17 protein-coding genes are annotated in these 17,806 nt (G+C 30.8%); 4 read left to right on the top strand and 13 right to left on the bottom strand.

The window, feature by feature from the left end; all coding sequences use genetic code 11:
- Position 1 precedes the first annotated feature (1 nt).
- The 9 genes from Q4512_RS00705 to Q4512_RS00745 form a co-directional block, all read right to left on the bottom strand.
- The gene (locus tag Q4512_RS00705) at positions 2–316 is read right to left on the bottom strand and encodes a hypothetical protein (RefSeq protein WP_303420552.1); all 315 of its coding nucleotides are present in this window, start codon (positions 314–316) and stop codon (positions 2–4) included.
- Positions 317–407: 91 nt separating this feature from the next.
- Positions 408–1,943 (bottom strand): bifunctional GNAT family N-acetyltransferase/carbon-nitrogen hydrolase family protein, encoded by a 1,536-nt coding sequence (locus Q4512_RS00710; RefSeq protein WP_303420553.1) that lies wholly within the window; start codon positions 1,941–1,943, stop codon positions 408–410.
- Positions 1,943–2,917, bottom strand: coding sequence for a deoxyhypusine synthase family protein (locus Q4512_RS00715; RefSeq protein ID WP_303420554.1), 975 nt, complete (start codon positions 2,915–2,917; stop codon positions 1,943–1,945). The genes Q4512_RS00710 and Q4512_RS00715 overlap by 1 nt, the downstream gene beginning before the upstream one ends.
- Positions 2,907–3,848, bottom strand: a complete 942-nt coding sequence (gene speB, locus Q4512_RS00720; RefSeq protein ID WP_303420555.1) for an agmatinase — start codon at positions 3,846–3,848, stop codon at positions 2,907–2,909. Before speB ends, Q4512_RS00715 begins: the two co-directional genes overlap by 11 nt.
- Positions 3,838–5,235 carry an arginine decarboxylase gene (locus Q4512_RS00725; RefSeq protein WP_303420556.1) on the bottom strand — a complete coding sequence of 466 codons (1,398 nt, stop codon included), beginning with the start codon at positions 5,233–5,235 and terminating at the stop codon, positions 3,838–3,840. Before Q4512_RS00725 ends, speB begins: the two co-directional genes overlap by 11 nt.
- A gap of 422 nt (positions 5,236–5,657) precedes the next feature.
- The gene (locus tag Q4512_RS00730; RefSeq protein ID WP_303420558.1) at positions 5,658–6,521 is read right to left on the bottom strand and encodes a pseudouridine synthase; all 864 of its coding nucleotides are present in this window, start codon (positions 6,519–6,521) and stop codon (positions 5,658–5,660) included.
- Positions 6,522–6,799: 278 nt separating this feature from the next.
- Entirely contained in the window at positions 6,800–7,711 is a 912-nt protein-coding gene (locus Q4512_RS00735) for a geranylgeranylglycerol-phosphate geranylgeranyltransferase (RefSeq protein WP_303420560.1), read from the bottom strand.
- Positions 7,712–7,788: 77 nt separating this feature from the next.
- Positions 7,789–8,718 carry a mevalonate kinase gene (locus tag Q4512_RS00740; RefSeq protein WP_303420562.1) on the bottom strand — a complete coding sequence of 310 codons (930 nt, stop codon included), beginning with the start codon at positions 8,716–8,718 and terminating at the stop codon, positions 7,789–7,791.
- 59 nt (positions 8,719–8,777) lie between these two features.
- Positions 8,778–9,860, bottom strand: a complete 1,083-nt coding sequence (locus Q4512_RS00745) for a diphosphomevalonate/mevalonate 3,5-bisphosphate decarboxylase family protein (RefSeq protein ID WP_303421814.1) — start codon at positions 9,858–9,860, stop codon at positions 8,778–8,780.
- Between the two features lie 197 nt (positions 9,861–10,057).
- Between Q4512_RS00745 and Q4512_RS00750 the strand changes: the two genes are divergently transcribed.
- The gene (locus Q4512_RS00750; RefSeq protein ID WP_303420564.1) at positions 10,058–10,591 is read left to right on the top strand and encodes a TetR/AcrR family transcriptional regulator; all 534 of its coding nucleotides are present in this window, start codon (positions 10,058–10,060) and stop codon (positions 10,589–10,591) included.
- Positions 10,581–10,811, top strand: a complete 231-nt coding sequence (locus tag Q4512_RS00755) for a hypothetical protein (protein ID WP_303420566.1) — start codon at positions 10,581–10,583, stop codon at positions 10,809–10,811. Before Q4512_RS00750 ends, Q4512_RS00755 begins: the two co-directional genes overlap by 11 nt.
- Here the strand turns inward: Q4512_RS00755 and Q4512_RS00760 are convergent.
- Both Q4512_RS00760 and Q4512_RS00765 read right to left on the bottom strand, forming a co-directional pair.
- A complete protein-coding gene (locus Q4512_RS00760) occupies positions 10,800–11,330 on the bottom strand; it encodes a DUF1697 domain-containing protein (protein ID WP_303420568.1) in 531 nt (176 codons plus the stop codon). The genes Q4512_RS00755 and Q4512_RS00760 overlap by 12 nt on opposite strands.
- A gap of 1 nt (position 11,331) precedes the next feature.
- Positions 11,332–12,543 (bottom strand): NAD(P)/FAD-dependent oxidoreductase, encoded by a 1,212-nt coding sequence (locus tag Q4512_RS00765; RefSeq protein ID WP_303420571.1) that lies wholly within the window; start codon positions 12,541–12,543, stop codon positions 11,332–11,334.
- Positions 12,544–12,679: 136 nt separating this feature from the next.
- On the opposite strand from Q4512_RS00765, the gene Q4512_RS00770 reads away from it, so the two are divergent.
- Positions 12,680–13,522, top strand: coding sequence for a hypothetical protein (locus tag Q4512_RS00770; protein WP_303420572.1), 843 nt, complete (start codon positions 12,680–12,682; stop codon positions 13,520–13,522).
- 91 nt (positions 13,523–13,613) lie between these two features.
- A complete protein-coding gene (locus Q4512_RS00775) occupies positions 13,614–14,810 on the top strand; it encodes a Pycsar system effector family protein (protein ID WP_303420574.1) in 1,197 nt (398 codons plus the stop codon).
- Here Q4512_RS00775 and Q4512_RS00780 read toward each other — a convergent pair.
- Both Q4512_RS00780 and Q4512_RS00785 read right to left on the bottom strand, forming a co-directional pair.
- On the bottom strand, positions 14,807–17,179 hold the full coding sequence (locus Q4512_RS00780; protein WP_303420576.1) for a GAF domain-containing protein: 2,373 nt from the start codon (positions 17,177–17,179) through the stop codon (positions 14,807–14,809). The genes Q4512_RS00775 and Q4512_RS00780 overlap by 4 nt on opposite strands.
- A 196-nt stretch (positions 17,180–17,375) precedes the next feature.
- Entirely contained in the window at positions 17,376–17,798 is a 423-nt protein-coding gene (locus tag Q4512_RS00785) for a hypothetical protein (protein WP_303420578.1), read from the bottom strand.
- Positions 17,799–17,806: the final 8 nt, after the last annotated feature.

Genomic DNA, 17,806 nt, shown 5'->3' on the forward strand with positions numbered 1-17,806 from the left:
TTTAATCTAAATCCTCATCAGAAATCTCTGGTTCTTGCACTGCTTCTGGATCATTATCATCAAAATCTTCATAGTCATCTTCATCATAATTCTCCATAGTTACAGCTAGTTTAGTGCTTACTTTTACAAGATACTTAGTATCTTCTGTTGTAACCTCTACGGCTTCTACAATTTCATTTTTAATATTTCTAAATGAAATAATTTGGTCTTCATCATATCCATCCGGATATTTTTCTACCAATAATGCTAAAATCTCTGGAGTTAGCTTTTTAAAATCTACAATTACTCGCTTTAGGTTGTCTTTTTTATTTGCCATTTAAAAATTTTTTTCCTTTCCGTGAACCTATCTAGATATAGACAGGAGCGAAAATCTAATCCTATAATTACTATTTTAAAGTTTAAATATATTATTTATTGTTATTAATTCTAATAACATCGTAAAAATCTTTTCGTCTATCCTTTAAATTTTTTACTGCGCCAAAAGAATGCAATTCTTTTAACAAACTTAAATCGACATCTGCTACTAAAATCATTTCGGTATTTGTTGTTGCTTCTGCTTTAATTCCATTACTTGGAAATGAAAAGTCACAAGGTGTAAATACCGCAGATTGTGCATATTGAATATCCATGTTATTTACATTAGGCAAATTACCTACACTACCTGATATAGCTACATAACACTCATTCTCTACAGCTCTTGCTTGCGCACATAAACGTACACGAGAATAGCCATTCTGTGTATCTGTTAAAAAAGGGATAAATAATATATCCATCCCTTCATCTGCTAACAAACGAGATAGTTCTGGAAACTCAGAATCATAACAAATTAGAATGCCTATTTTACCACAATCGGTTTCAAAAGTTTGTAATTTGTGACCACGTTGCATTCCCCAAACCTTTGCTTCGTCTGGTGTTACATGAATTTTCTCGTAACGCTCTGCACTTCCATCTCTTCTACATAAATAACCAACATTATACAGTTTATCTCCTACCACTTCAGGCATACTACCAGTAATAATATTGATATTATACGATATGGAAAGCTGTTGCATTTTTCGCACAATAACTTCTGTAAACTTTGCTAATTCTCTAATAGCATCTGGCTCATGCATATGGTTAAACTCTGCCATTAATGGTGCATTAAAAAACTCTGGAAAAACAGCAAAATCAGATCGATAAGCAGCTACACTATCTATAAAATACTCTACTTGTTCCATTAAATCTTCTAAACCTTTATATGGGCGCATTTGCCATTGTATTAGGCCTAGTCTAACTACTGTTTTTACTGTACTAGCTTTTTTATTTGGTTTGGTATAATAGATATTATCCCATTCCATTAAAACCGCATATTCATTAGAAGCCGTATCTCCTTCTAGATATCCTTTTAATACACGAACAGGATGAAAGTCGTTAGAAATTTGAAAGTTTAAAACAGGATCATGAATTTCTTTACGCTTTACTTTTTCAATATATTGTTTCGGAGTTAAATGATTGTGCTTATGAAAATTTGGCATTCTTCCGCCAAAAACAATTCCTTTTAAATTTAAGTTTTCACAAACTTCTTTTCTATAATCATACAATCTTCTACCCAAACGCAAACCTCGATATTGTGGTTTAATAAACACATCAATACCATAGAGTACATCGCCTTCTGGATCGTGATTTTTAAAAGATTTACCTCCAATAACGTCTTCGTAGGTATGTTCATCATCAATAGCATCATAATCTACGATAAGCGATAATGCACAACCTGCAATATCGCCATCTATTTTAATAACTACTTGTCCTTCTGGGAACATAGAAGTTAATTCTTCTATATGGTGTTTTTTCCAATACGAATTAAGCACTCCTCCATAGGATTCTAACGTTGCTTCTTTTAATTCTTCAAAATCACCAACAGTTAGATATTTAAGCTCAATATTATCAATATTTTTTGGTTCCATTATTGTCCTAACAGATAAGCAAAAATTAATGGAGCAACAATAGTTGCATCACTTTCAATAATAAACTTAGGGGTGTCGATATCTAGTTTTCCCCAAGTGATTTTTTCGTTAGGAACTGCTCCAGAATACGAACCATAACTTGTTGTAGAATCACTAATTTGACAAAAATAACTCCAAAATGGTGTTTCTGGTCTTTCCATATCTTGATATAACATTGGTACTACACAAATTGGAAAATCGCCAGCAATACCTCCTCCAATTTGGAAGAAACCAATACCTTTTTGTGAATTATCTGTGTACCAATCTGCTAAAAAAGTCATGTATTCAATACCAGATTTCATGGTACTTGCTTTTAATTCTCCTTTAAGCACATAACTTGCAAAAATATTCCCCATAGTACTGTCTTCCCAACCAGGGCAAACAATAGGTAGGTTTTTTTCTGCAGCAGCATACATCCATGAATCTTTAATATCAATCTCGTAATATTGCTCTAATACTCCTGACAATAGCATTTTATACATATATTCATGAGGTAAATAGCGTTCCCCTTTAGCTTCAGCATCTTTCCATATCTTTACAATATGTGCTTGTAAACGTCTAAACGCTTCTTCTTCTGGAATACACGTATCTGTTACTCTATTAAGCCCTTTTTCTAATAAATCCCATTCGTCTTGGGGTGTTAAATCACGATAATTAGGCACACGTTTATAGTGTGAATGTGCTACTAAGTTCATGATATCTTCTTCTAAGTTTGCACCAGTACACGAAATGATTTGTACTTTATCTTGACGAATCATTTCTGCAAAACTCTTACCAAGTTCTGCAGTACTCATTGCACCTGCAAGAGAAACTAACATTTTTGCACCACTTTCTAGTTGTGCTTCATACCCTTTTGCTGCATCTACTAAAGCTGCTGCATTAAAATGTAAATAGTGTTTTTCTATAAACTGCGAAATTGGTCCTTTAGTACTCATCTTCGTCTTGAAATTTAGTGTTGTTATTTTTATTTACGTTGGAACTGTCAAAAGTATTGTCATAATCATCTTCTGATGCTTCATTTTGAAACTTATAGCTTAGCATTTTATAGTATAATTTTGCTGCAAGAAAATCGGATGATTTATCTATTTTATTTGGGCAAAGTTCTACAATATCGAAGCCTACTACGTTTTTCTCTTCAAAAACTTGTTTTAAAAACTCTAGTGTTTCATACCATAATAAACCTCCAGGTTCTGGTGTACCAGTACTTGGCATTATGGAAGGATCGAAAGCGTCTAAATCTATGGTTATAAATACATTTTCTGTCATTTGATCTACTGCTGTATCCATCCAAGTATCATCTACAGCCATTTCATGTGCAAAATAGGTTTTATCCACATCCATAACAGATTTCTCCATGATATCCATTGAACGTATTCCAACTTGGATTAAGTTTGTATTTTGACTAGCTTCATACATAGCACAGGCGTGATTACATGTAGAGCCATCATATTCTTTACGCAAATCTGCATGCGCATCTAATTGTAAAACGGTTAAATTAGGATACATCTCATGAAAAGCACGAACCGTACCAATTGACACCGAATGTTCTCCTCCAAAAATGGTAACAAACTTGTTCTTTTTAATATACTTTTTTGTTGCTTGGTGCACAGCATCAACCATTGTTTCAGGCGAACTGTTTTCTGTAACAGCATCTGCTAAGTATACACCTTGTTGGTACACTTCGGTTTCTGTTTCAATGTCATAAAGCTCCATATTTTCTGAAGCATGTAAAAATGCTTCTGGACCTTTATCTGCTCCTTTTTGCCATGTACTTGTACCATCATAAGGCACAGGTATTAACACGATTTTTGATGTTTCAAGTTTCGAAAATTCTTCCGAAATACCTGCATAAGTTTTAGTTTGCATACCCTAAAATTTTAAGTAAGTCTTCACTTTTTTGTTGTTCACTAAATAGTTTTGTAGAGATATTTCCGTCTGCATCTCTATCTATTAATATATGTTTTGGTGACGGAATTAAACAGTGTTGTAAACCACCAAATCCACCAATGGTTTCTTGGTAAGCTCCTGTGTTAAAAAAGCCTATGTATAATGGTTTATCCTTATTATATCTTGGTAAATAAATAGCATTCATATGTTGTTCACTATTGTAATAATCATCGCTATCACATGTTAAACCACCAAGTAAAACGCGTTCATAACTAGATTCCCAACGGTTTAGTGGCAACATGATAAAACGTTTATTAATTGCCCAAGTGTCTGGTAAAGTTGTAATAAAAGAGGAATTAATCATGTTCCATTTTTCACGGTCATTTTGTTGTTTTTGATATAAAACTTCATAAACAGCACCGCCACTTTCACCAACAGTAAAGCTTCCAAATTCTGTAAAAATATTAGGCACAGCAACTCCTTCTTCTTCGCAAGTAGTTTTAATTTGATTAATTATTTCATCTACCATATAGGCATAATCAAAATCGAATGCTAGGGAGTTTTTTATAGGAAATCCGCCTCCAATATTTAAGCTATCAAGCGTTGGACAAATCTTTTTTAAGCTTGTATATACTTTTAAACATTTTTGTAATTCATTCCAATAGTATGCATTATCTCTAATCCCAGTATTGATAAAAAAGTGTAACATTTTAAGGTCTACTTTTTTGTTCTCTGCAATTTGATTTTTGTAAAATGGCACAATGTTTTTATATCCAATTCCTAATCGAGAAGTATAGAACTCGAATTTTGGTTCTTCTTCGGAAGCAATACGAATTCCAACATTAAAATTACCTTCTATTTCTTCAGAAAGCAAATCAATTTCTTCGTAATTATCTATTATAGGAATGGCATTTTTATGTCCGTCATTTATCAATCTTGCAATATTTGTAACATATTGAGCTCTTTTAAAACCGTTACTAATAACAAAAGTATCGTTCGTTATTTTCCCTTCTTTTTTAAGGCTTTCTACAATATCAATATCAAAAGCAGAAGAAGTTTCAATATGGATATCATTTTGTAAAGCTTCATTTAAAACATGTTTAAAGTGGGAGCTTTTAGTACAATAGCAATAGTTATAATTTCCTTTATAATCATGTTTTTCAATAGCTTCGGCAAACCATTTTTTTGCACGCTGAATATTATTAGAAATTTGTGGTAAATAGGTGAATTTTAAAGGCGCTCCGTATTGCTCAACCAATTGCATAAGGTTAATATCATGAAAGCGTAATGTATTATCCTCAAGTTTAAATTCTTCTTGTGGAAAATCGAAAGTTTGATCGATTAGATCAATATATTTTGTGTTCATTATTATTTTTAAAAATGTTAAAATTTAAATAGGAAACAGCGCAAAAATGCTGCTTAAAACAAATAATAATGCTTCAATCAAACTTGTATTTTTAGCTCTGTAGTAGGCACAAAAGCGTATTGATGCTGGCTAGCACCTATAGAAGAATACTCGGAAGTTAGCTTTAAAATTCGGTCGCTTAATCTGTAAGCTGCTTTTGAATATGACTTCCTAATTTCCAAAAGCCCGAACATAGAAACAGAGTTCAATTTGTTCAGCTAATTATAGTACAAATGAAATACAAAAAATTGAATTACAAACTTTTTTTTTATTTTTTTTTATTTTTTTTCTATACCGATTATTATTTGTTTTAAAACTAGTATTAAAAAAAAGTGCGTACTTGGTAAGTACGCACTTTTATGTAATATATAGTTAATGGAATATTATAACATTTTCAAGGTATTTAACTCCTGCTCGGTTAGGTGTTTCCAGTGACCACGAGGAATATCTTTTTTAGTAAGATGCCCAATTGCAACACAATCTACACTTATCACATCGTACTTTAAATAATCGAAAATGGTACGAATAATAGTATTTCCTGTGTTTTTAATTTTAAGGCCTATTTCTTTTTTAGACACACCATCGATATAACTTACTTCTTCTACCTCAATTAGTTTTCCTTCTACTTTAAAGCCATCTCTAATTTTTTTAAGATCTTCTGCTCTCAAGTTTTTGTCTAATTCTATTTGAAATAAACGAGGTACACCATTTTTAGAATTGGTAAACTTACTTGCGACTAAATCATCATTGGTAAATAACAATAATCCTTTACTGTTTCTACCTAATCTACCTATTGGCTTAATACGAGAATTAGTTGCATTTGCTACTAAATCCATAACTGTACGACCTTTTCCCTCACTTGTTGTTGTCGCAAAACCTTTTGGTTTATTTAGTAAAACATAGGCTTTCTTTTCTGGATTTATTCTTGCTCCATCGAAACGAACCTCATCTTCTAGTTTTACTTTGTAACCCATTTCTGTTACGACCTTTCCGTTTACAGAAACTAATCCTGTTGCGATGTGCATATCTGCATCTCTACGCGAACAAATACCAGAATTTGCTACGTATTTATTTAAACGTATTTGATCTGGATTAGCTGATTTTTGTGCTGGTGTTTGCTTTTTCTTTTGTGATGCTGCTTGATTTTTTATTGGAGCATTTCCTCTTGCATTGCTTTGGTTACGTGTGTTATTATTACCACGTCCTGAAGGTTTTCCTTTGCTTTTATTTTCTCTTGGCTTACTCATAATTTCCCCCCTTAGAAATGGGAATTTTTTAATTTATTATGCTGCAAAGATATAGTATATATTATGATTTACGATTGTTGAGTTACTATTTTTGATGGTAGTAATTTCTTGCGTTAACGATTGAGCAATTTGTTGGAGCTCTTTTTTTTTATTACTATTTTTTAAAACACGTATAAAACATTTATTTATTACTAATGTTTTTAAAGAAACTTATATAAAAAAGCGACTTGCGAAAGCGTGTTGCTACGTAGTTTTCACGAAGTAGCAAACGCCCAAATTTATAGTAAAACTAATTTGTTTAAAAGCAGGTTTACATCTATTAACAAAATGCTAAAAACCCCTGAAACTATAATGAATTTTAAGATATTATGTAGTATTAGATATTGTGTTTTTGTATTGGATTTAAATAGTAATACTAAAAATACCGCTAATAGAATCGTGCTTAAATAGAAGAAATAATTCATCTTACCTATTTGGTATCTATATATTAATAAATAGGAAGGAATTAGGGTGAATGCACTTAAAAATGTAAGCATTATTTTTGAAGATTTTTCGCCATAAACTATTGGTATGGTTTTATAATTGAGGGCTAAATCTCCTTTTATGTTTTCTAAATCTTTAACTAATTCGCGCATAGAAACGATTAAAAACAGGAATGTTGCATGTACAAAAATTACGTGTTCGAAATTTTTGTAATACATAAAAATGGCGAAAAATGGCGTAATAGTTAGAATTGCAGAAGTAATATTGCCAATAATTGGTGTTTTTTTTAGTTTATGGGAATAAAACCAAATAGCGAATATATATATAGAAAAAAACAAAACGGCTTTAAACGAAACTGCACTTGCCATGATAACTGCTAGAAAATTAAGCACAAAATAAAAAGAAAGCTTGGTGTTTTGACTCACCAATTTATCTAGCATGGATTTTTGTGGCCTATTGATTAAATCTTTTTCGGAATCGTAAAAATTATTAATAATATAACCCCCTGCTATTGTAGCGGCAGATGCTAAAACTAGCATAAGTAAATTTACGTCTAAAACAACTTCACGAACCGTTTTATCATGCGCTAAAATGTAAACAGATGTTAGATATTGTGCTATTACTACAATGAGGACATTGTACCCTCTCACTACAGAAAACATACTGAAAAATTTTAGTAAAATATGTTTTTGTTTTCTGGAGAGCATATAGTTTTATGGAATAAGATCTTTAATACGACACTACAAAAAATTGCGCGAAACAATTTGAAGTACTAGTACCGTTATTAGAAATTATAAACTACTTCTAGTTTATACTCTTTAAGTGACTGTTTTGCTTTTTCAAAGTTTTCTGTAAACCCTAAAATATAACCTCCTCCACCAGAACCACAAAGTTTTAAGTAGTATTCATTGGTTTCAATTCCTTTTTTCCAAAGTTCGTGAAACTGTTTTGGTATCATTGGTTTAAAATTATTTAAAACCACTTTAGATAGTTGCTTGGTATTTTTAAAAAGCGATTTGATATCTCCTTTTAAAAAGTCGTCTACACAAGCATCTGTGTGTTTTATAAATTGATCTTTTAGCATACTACGAAAACCTTCTTGCTTCATGTTTTCCATAAAAATGCTCACCATTGGTGCTGTTTCTCCAGTAATGCCACTATCTAATAAAAAAACAGCTCCTTTACCATTATTGGTTTGCGAAGGAATTCCGGTTGCTTCAATATTATCTTTAGAATGTATTAAAATTGGAATACTTAAATAACTATTTAAAGGATCTAATCCTGAAGATTTACCATGAAAAAACGATTCCATTTCCGAGAAAATGGTTTTTAATTTTAATAGCTTTTCTCGTGTTAGATTTTCTAAAACTGTAATCTTGTCTTGTGCATATTTATCGTAAATAGCTGCTACTAATGCGCCTGAGCTACCAACTCCATATCCTTGTGGTATGGAAGAATCGAAATACATTCCTGCATGAACGTCTGCTTCTAATGTGCTAAAATTAAAAACGACTACCTCTGAATTGATTTGCTTTAAATGGGAAACAAAATCTATTAAACTAGCATTAGATTTTACTGCTTCTGCTGAAGGGTTTTCATCCATTTTTAAAGCACCATTATAAAAACTATAAGGAATAGATAATCCTTTAGAATCTTTAATGATTCCGTATTCACCAAAGAGTAAAATTTTTGAGTAAAAAAGAGGTCCTTTCATAAATATTTTTTGTTAATATGCAGTATTTGGCAATAACTTCTATCCAATATACGCAAATTTTATGGTTTTAGTTTTGCACCAAAACCAATTGTATCACAAATATAGTGACCATTTTGGCAATACGCAACTAATTCATTTTTAATAAACTCGATACATTTTTCTGCTTCATTTTCGGGATAAAGCACATGTACATTAGCTCCTGCATCTAAAGTAAAACTAATATGTAATCCGGATTGTTTTCTAAATGCCCAAATAGCATTAATAATCTCAAGGGTATTTGGTTTCATTAAAATAAAATACGGCATACTTGTCAGCATCATTGCATGTAGCGTAAGTGCTTCGCTTTCTACTATATCTATAAATGCATTTAAGTTACCAGTCTTAAAAACATCCATAAGTTTAGTCATATTTTCACTGGCTTGTTTAAAACGCTGTTTTGCAAAAGGGTGGTTATGCATTAAGTTGTGACCAACAGTACTGCTAACTTGTTTTTCTCCTTTATCTACCAATAGGATAGTGTCCTGGTAATTTTTAAAATTATCGTGAACAGTATATGGATATTTTATAGCAAAAAGATTGGAGCTTCCTTCAATATTTTCATGTTTTCCCCAAACTATTAAATCCCCTTCTATACTTCGGCAAGCACTACCGGAACCTAAACGTGCTAAAAAGGATGCTTTTTGGTTAAAGTATTCTTGAGTAATTTTTGGGTTTATTTCTTTTTCAATACTCATAAGACATAATGCCAAAGCACTCATTCCGGAAGCAGAAGATGCAATACCAGAGCTATGCGGAAAAGTATTTTCTGTTTCAATAGTAAAGTGATAGTCTTTTAAAAAAGGTAAATATGTTTGAATACGTTTGAAAAAAGTTTCTATTTTTGGTTTAAAATCTTCATTCTTTTTTCCTTCAAATACCACATCAAAAGAAAAGGAATTATCTTTTTCTTTTTTAGCAAAACTTAAACTTGTAGTTGTTTTACAAGCATCTAACGTAAAACTTACAGATGGGTTTTTTGGTATTTGGTTTTCTTTTTTTCCCCAATATTTCACTAATGCAATATTACTAGGTGAAGACCAAGTAAACTTTCCATTATGAGGTGTTGTATTATTTCTTAAAAGTATAAACGAATTGGCTTCCATTATATGCAAATTATTATGCAAATATAGTTTTTTAGATAGCATGTATGTATAGAATATATTTTAAAAAGTGTAATACTAAGTGTATTTCATCGTAAACATTTTTAAAAAAACTAAAGAAATATTTATTTTTTGTAGATTGTAACCAAATGGTTATTCTATATTAATAAGTGGATAAAAAACAGCGTATACTTTTAACAATGCTAGAACTTGTAGTAAAACAAGGGGTACATGCAACACCTATGTCTCAAGTAGCTAGAGAATCTAATGTTGCTATTGGTACTATATATTATTATTTTAAAGATAAAGAAGATATACTTTGCCACATTTATAAAATGATAAGAAAAGACTTTGGTTCTATACTTATAATAAAGTCTGAAAACACAAATCCTGAACAGATTTTTAAAAAATACTGGAAAGACTTATACCATTACTACATTAGCAATCCTGTAGCTTTTCATTTTTACGAACATGTAGCCAAACCTCCAATCATACCATTAGATTTAGTTGAAGAAACTAAAACCTACTATAGAAAACATGCTGCTTTTTTTTGGAATGGTGTAAAAAGCGGTATTTTAAAAAATATACATGTAACTTTATTAGTGCAACTTGCTTACAGTAATGTGGTTGCAGCTGTTGATTTAAAGTTAAATGGTGTTTTACCAATGACTGATGCACAAATTAATGAAGCTGCAAATGCTTCATGGGATGCTGTTAGGCATATTGAAAAGTAACCAATGGATAATACAGCGTATACGATTACCTATGTTAGCGCTTGCTGTTAGAAAAGGTTTTTATGCAACACTTATATCTCAAGTTCCTTACAGCAATGTAGTTGCAGCTGTTAGTTTAAATTTAAATGGTGTTTTACCAATGACTGATGCACAAAATAATGAAGCTGCAAATGCTTCATGGTATGCTATAAAACATTCAAAAAACACATTATTTCACTAAAGACAATAGCTTAACCATGGTATTATAATTTCTTGCTGTAGCTGCAGTTTTAAGTATTCGCTCGAAATAATTCGCATTGAATTTAGATTTCCCATAACCTGCTTCACTATAAAAGTAAATACAGTTATTTATTATTTTAAATGTCTCTGCTTTGTATTCTTTTTTTAAAGCAAGCGTAACCAAATCTTTATTAGGTATTTCTTGAAGTAAAATAAAATAACTTTTTTGTTTTTCTATTTTCTTAAAAGGGCAATTATAAAAAATGTGTGCTAACTCTTCTTTTGTTTTTACTAAAACTGGAACCTCGAATTTAAAATGTGATCGTATTATTTCACTAATAATATTTTCAATAATTTTTGTGTTATTTTCTGAAGACTGCAAAACAATATTTCCACTTTGTATATATGTTTTTACATTTTCGAAACCGGAATTTGTTAGCAGTTCTCGTAAGGTTGCCATTGGCACTTTTTTATGACCTCCAACATTAATTCCTCTTAATAAAGCAATGTACGTTTCCATTTTATTTAGAAATATATTGTGAAGCTATAAACGCTCCTGTCCATGCATTCTGAAAATTAAAACCACCAGTTATAGCATCTACATTAATAACTTCTCCTGCAAAATAAAGATTTGCATGTAGCTTACTTTCAAAAGTCTTAAAATTAATTTCTTTTAAATCAATTCCTCCTGCGGTTACAAATTCATCTTTAAACGTACTTTTTCCATCTACCTTAAAATGCGCTTTTGTTAATTGTGCAGCAAGTGCTTCCAATTGGTTTTTATTTAAATCTGCCCATCGGTTGTCATCCTGTATTACGGAAGCTAAAACTAATTGTTTCCATAAACGTTTTGGCAAATCGAACTGAGGAGCCTTTAAAACAGTTTTTTTAGCCAAACTTAATTTCAAATCTTTTAAAGTAGCTAAACAATCTTGATAATCCATTTTGATAAAATTCACTGCAATAGTAAATTTATAATCTAATTTGGCCAGTTGTAAAGCTCCAAAAGCAGATAGTTTTAAAATAGAAGGAGCACTCATACCAACATGTGTTATTAACAAAGGCCCTTCGGAAAACAACTCGGTACCAACTACCTGAATTTCTACATTTTGAGCAACTACTCCCGGAATATCTTTTATGCGATCATCTTTTATATTAAAAGTAAACAACGAAGGTACAGGTGGAATCACGGAATGATTTAACGTTTCTAACACCTTCCACATTTTAGGACTACTTCCAGTGGCAACCAATATTTTAGGCGCTATAAATACTTCGTCTTGTGTTTTAATATTCCACAAACCTTCTTCTTTAAGAATAGATTTTACGGTTTGACTATATAACACTTCTATTTGATGCTTTTTCGTTTCGTTTAAAAAACAATCTATAATCGTTTGCGATGTATTCGACTCAGGAAACATTCTACCATCTTCTTCTATCTTTAAAGCGACTCCACGTTCTTCAAACCAAGCAATAGTATCTCCTGTCATAAATTGATGAAAAGGACCAAGTAATTCTTTCTCTCCTCTGGGATAATTTAACACCAAATCCTGTGGTATAAATTCTGCATGAGTAACATTACACCTTCCTCCTCCAGAAATTTTCACTTTCTGCAAACCTTCCTTAGCTTTTTCTAATATCGTTATTTTTAATTTTGGGTTTTGAACAGCGATATTGATAGCTGCAAAAAAGCCGGCTGCTCCACCTCCAATAATTAATACGTCTTTTTGTTTCATGTTTTTTATATATTGTTTTTTATAGGTAACATGTAGCATCCATTTAATTATTATCTTTGATTCTCTGGTTTTAGTTATGGATGTTTCCTTATTTTTAAAAACCACGTAAATTTAGCATTAATAAATAATAACTGCTTTGAATAAACTCCTTATCCTAATAATATTTTTATACACAGGCTGTAATACCTCCGAATTTAAATCGGCAGTCGATTTATCTTCCAATTTAAACGAAGTTTCTGGAACAGAAACCACTACAAATTCCAACTTGATTTGGATGGTAAACGACAGCGGAAACAAACCAAGGCTCTTTGGATTAAATGCAAATGGCAAAATAAAAGAAGAATTAAAAATAGATGCCAAAAACCACGATTGGGAGGATCTAACTAGTGATACTGAAGGAAACATTTATATTGGTGATTTTGGAAACAATATAAGTAAGCGTAAAAATTTGGCTATTTTAAAAGTTAGTGCTTCTAGCTTAAAAAGTAAAGAAAAAGTTTCGATTGAACGTATTTCCTTTACCTATCCGGATCAAAAAAAATTTCCACCAAAAAAGAAAAAACTTTACTTTGATTGCGAAGCATTTTTTTATCATAATAACAACTTATACTTATTTACCAAAAGTCGCGTAAAAGGAGATTTTGGAAAAACAAATCTGTATAAAATTCCTGCGAATTCTGGAACGCATGAAGCACAATTTCTAGGAACCTATTCTAACTGCGACGACCTACATTGTTGGATAACTTCTGCAGATATTAGTCCGGATGGCAAGCAGGTAGTTTTACTAAATCAAAAATCTGTTTTACTTTTCACAGACTTTAAAGAAGATGATTTTTTAAATGGTACAATAAGAGAGTTTCCTTTTAATTATGAATCGCAAAAAGAAGGCATTTGTTTTAAAGACAATCAAACGGTTTATATAACAGACGAAAAAGCACATGGAGCTGGAGGAAACTTGTATGAATTTCGTTTAAAATAAACAGAAAGTATTTCTATTCTTTCCGACTAAAAAAGTTGTTTGTTATACATTAATTAAAGTTTAGTATTTTTACTTAAAATCATATTCTTTTATGGATCATATTATTGCCGAAACCGAAAAACATGTTGTTCATCTTTTAAATACAAATTTAGATAATAGCTTTGTTTACCATAATTTGACGCACACACAAAATGTGGTGAAAAAAGCAACAGAACTTGCAGATATAGGCCGTTTAGATCCACAAAGTAAAAAGCTTTTAATTATTAGCGCATGGTTTCATGATGTTGGTTTTATAAAAAGCATTAACGATCACGAAACACATAGTGCAGCTCTTGCAAAAGCCTTTTTACAAAAACACAATTGTACTGTAGATGAAATTAAAACGGTAAATGACTTAATTCTAGCTACAAAAATGGGATATACACCAAAAAATGAGTTAGAAAAATTGATTCGTGATGCAGATTGTGCACATATTGGAAACAAGAATTTTAGTAATGTTACACAACTTTTAAAAAAAGAATTAGAATTAACCAACCAAAAGAAACTAACAAATACAGAATGGCTGGATGAAAACATTACGTTTCTCACCAAAGACCACAAATTTAATAGTGACTTAGCAGTTTCTCTATGGGAAAAAGGAAAAAGTAAAAATCTCGCGAAACTACTTAAAGATCAAAGCAAGCTACAATTAAACAAAGCCAAATTAAAGCAGAAAAAAGAAGAATTAAAATTCAAGAAAAATAAAATTGAAATTCCAGAACGCGGTATAGAAACCATGTTTAGAGTAACACTTAAAAACCATATTACACTAAGTGATATTGCAGATACCAAAGCGAATATTTTATTATCGGTGAATGCTATTATTGTATCTTTAGTAATGGCTAATCTTTTACCTAAATTAGACAACCCATCTAACACCTACCTTATTTACCCTACTGTAGTTTTTGTATTGTTCACTGTAACATCGATGATATTGTCTGTTATAGCTACAAGACCAAATGTAACACGAGGAGAATTTACTAAAGAAGATGTAGCGAACAAAAAAGTAAATCTTTTATTTTTTGGTAATTTTCATAAAATGAAATTAGACGAGTTTGAATGGGCAATGGGAGAAATGATGAAAGACAAAGACTATTTATATTCTGCAATGAAAAAAGATTTATACTTTTTAGGCTTAGTATTAAACAGGAAATACAAAATACTTCGTGTCACCTATACGGTCTTCATGGTTGGCATCATTTGTAGTGTTATTGCTTTTGCAATAGCTTTTCAATATTCTGGCATTTAAGCTTTAATTTCTTTCATTAAATCATCATAAGTATAAAAAGCCTTATCGGTTTTATTTTTATGATATAACACACGCACTCGTATAGCTTTTAAACCTGTTACAGCTTGTAAATCTTGCAACTCCAAAATCTCTACATCAGTATCTAAATAATGCTTGGCTTGTAAAAATTTAATATAACGCAAGTATTCTACTTCATCTTGTTTTTGCGAATACACAATCGTTATTTTTCCTTTTTGGGTAATACGTTCTTCTGTTCCTTTAATATAGGCTTTATCTACACGTTTTTTTACAATTTCATATCTGGCATTATAAGTACCATCTACGTCAAATTGCTTTTCGTCCATTCTAAAACTTATAGATAAAGGCTGGTTAAAAACAAGTATCATGGAAGCCACATCTAATTGTACAGGAAATTTATTTCGCATTTGGTAATATGCATTTTCCATTTCGCACATAACCTGTACTTGCCATAATCTTAAATTATATAAATAAATAGGATTAAAGCTATCCTCTTTAGTTATAGACTCGCCAATATACATGTTATGTTCTACACCATCTGTTTTAAAACGCTCAAAATAATGTGGGTACATTTTTTGTGCTTTCACCTGCTTTTTATCTAAAAGCGAGGCCATGCTTTTATTTATTTTAGACACGGTATCGTCATACTGTTTTCTGTGCTTATAAACTACTTTCACAGTACTATCAATCGTTTTATAATAGTTCTCGACTTTAGATTTTAATGCTTTTACAGAAACCAAATGCTCTAAAACAGGCTCTATATCTTGACTAAAAAAAGAAGCAATATGTTGTTCACTATCTACTTGAAAATGTTCTTTTAAATCGGTTAAATATTCTCTTATTTGAAATATAAACTGATCATAAATAGGAAGTTTCTCTATCTCGGAAGCACTTTTTAAAATAGCTTCTACATTTTTTAATTGTAATATTAAATCTTGTTGTGTTGCCCAATTTCTAGCTTCCGAAGATCCTTTAATATCAATTTGCCCATAAAGCGGATACACATTATCAAAAACTATTTTATTAAAGTTTGGTTCTTCCCCTTTTAATTGGGCATTAATAAAATTTCTAGCTTCTTTTATAAATCGCCAATTTACACTGGAATGAATAGAAGTACATTCTTGTTGTATAACAGCTTCAATTAAATTCTCTTCTTCATTTTTAGAACGTTCGACAGCAGAGACGATAAAAGGCATAATATCTGTAAGCTTATTTGCATTAATGCTGTTAAGTACTTTTGGTTTTTCTGAAACGATTTCAAGAATCCCCATAACCTCATCATCTGTAGCAATAGGTGCAAAAATAGCACTCTGTATTCCTTGTTTATGAAGAATATTTATATGTGGAATCTTCCCTTCTGTTTTTTCAAACATTAGGTTTACATCGGAAACGGAAAAAAACTTTTTTTCATTTAAAAGTCTATTATATGTCCAATTACACAAAGCATCAGAGCATATAGAAGTATCTAAATCATGTAATAAAAAACTACTCATTCCTGCTCCGTACACACGTTCAAAAGTTTGGTCCTCTTTATTATAAATTGAAAAACCTACCCGTATATCTTTTAAACCTAATAACGAGCGAAAAATTTCATGAAATCCTTCCATAAAAGTTTCATCTTTTCGCTTGTTCTCTCCTATTAATTTAGATTTAATATTGGAAATAGATTGATCATTGGTAACATCAAACATATTAGAAATCACAAAACCTTTAAAAGAATAACTATTTGGAGGAAACTTTGCTTTCCATAAATCTATATTTTCAAAATTATCTAATAACTCATTATAATCTTCCTGTGTTATTTTAGGTGTATTTTCATTAGGAATAATCTCTACAAAATCGGCATTATATAATATTTTATAATATCGGATAATTCCTTTTTCGTCTGGTATTTCGTAATAAAAAGGTCTTTTAAAGTCTAACGAATATCCATAATAAAAGTTTAAAATAATTGTACAATAAATAATATACCTATCATCTTCAGGCATATTTTGTATTTTCAAATCAAAATTTTCTCCTGCTGTTTTAATAATAGATTTAAAGCGTTCCGAGGAATTAAAAACTACATCTTCAAAAGGTATAGAAGCCGTTTTAATTTCATTTTTTGTTAAAACTGCACTAAAAGAATCTTGTAATATGATTTGAATTTCATTTTTGTATTTTTCCAGTAATTTAATATCGGTAAATCCTTCACGAAGTATAGGGTAAGGAGCCGCTGTTTTTAAAACACGTTGTGCTTTTCTAGAAATAAACGCATCAGAATTAGTAACTAACTCCTCATAATGCTCTAATAACTTATTAAAGCTAATCTGCAAACACATTGGTGATTCGGACTGGTTAAACACTTCCATGATTATTAAATTTATAGTATAAAAATACAAATATATATTTTAGTCGTTTTAAATCTAATATCCTTAACAGTTCAATTATTTTTTCTCTACATTTTAGTTGTATGTCCTAGCCCAACAAAATCAAGTTTTTAAACAAAAAAAAGTCTCTTCGAATTAGTATTCAAAAGAGACTTTTCTGGGGTTTATATTTAAATAATTAATCCATGTACGTCCAATTAAAACCATCACTAATTACTATTATAGTTCTTAAATTATTTTCGTACATATAAACTTGCGAACTTCCAATTGTGGACCCTTTAGGAAATAATAAACCTGAAGTAGTTGTTAACTGTGCAGTATTTACATTATTAATATTCCTAATAATATAAACTCTCCCTGGAAAACTAATGGGATTTGGAAGCCTAAATTCCTGATCTGTAGCTTGCGGATCTACAGACAAATAAACACCATCATTAATATCTGTAGCTGTCCCGCTACCCGTTAAAGTAAGGTGTTTTACAGAAAGGTTTCCATTAATATCTAAAGTACTTTTAGGATCTATAGTACCAACTCCTACTTGAGCAAAAACAGTAATATTTAAAAAGAAAAAACAGTATAAAAACAAAATATTCTTCATCATTTTACATT

The organism is Oceanihabitans sp. 2_MG-2023, assembly GCF_030547245.1.
Taxonomy (GTDB): domain Bacteria; phylum Bacteroidota; class Bacteroidia; order Flavobacteriales; family Flavobacteriaceae; genus Oceanihabitans.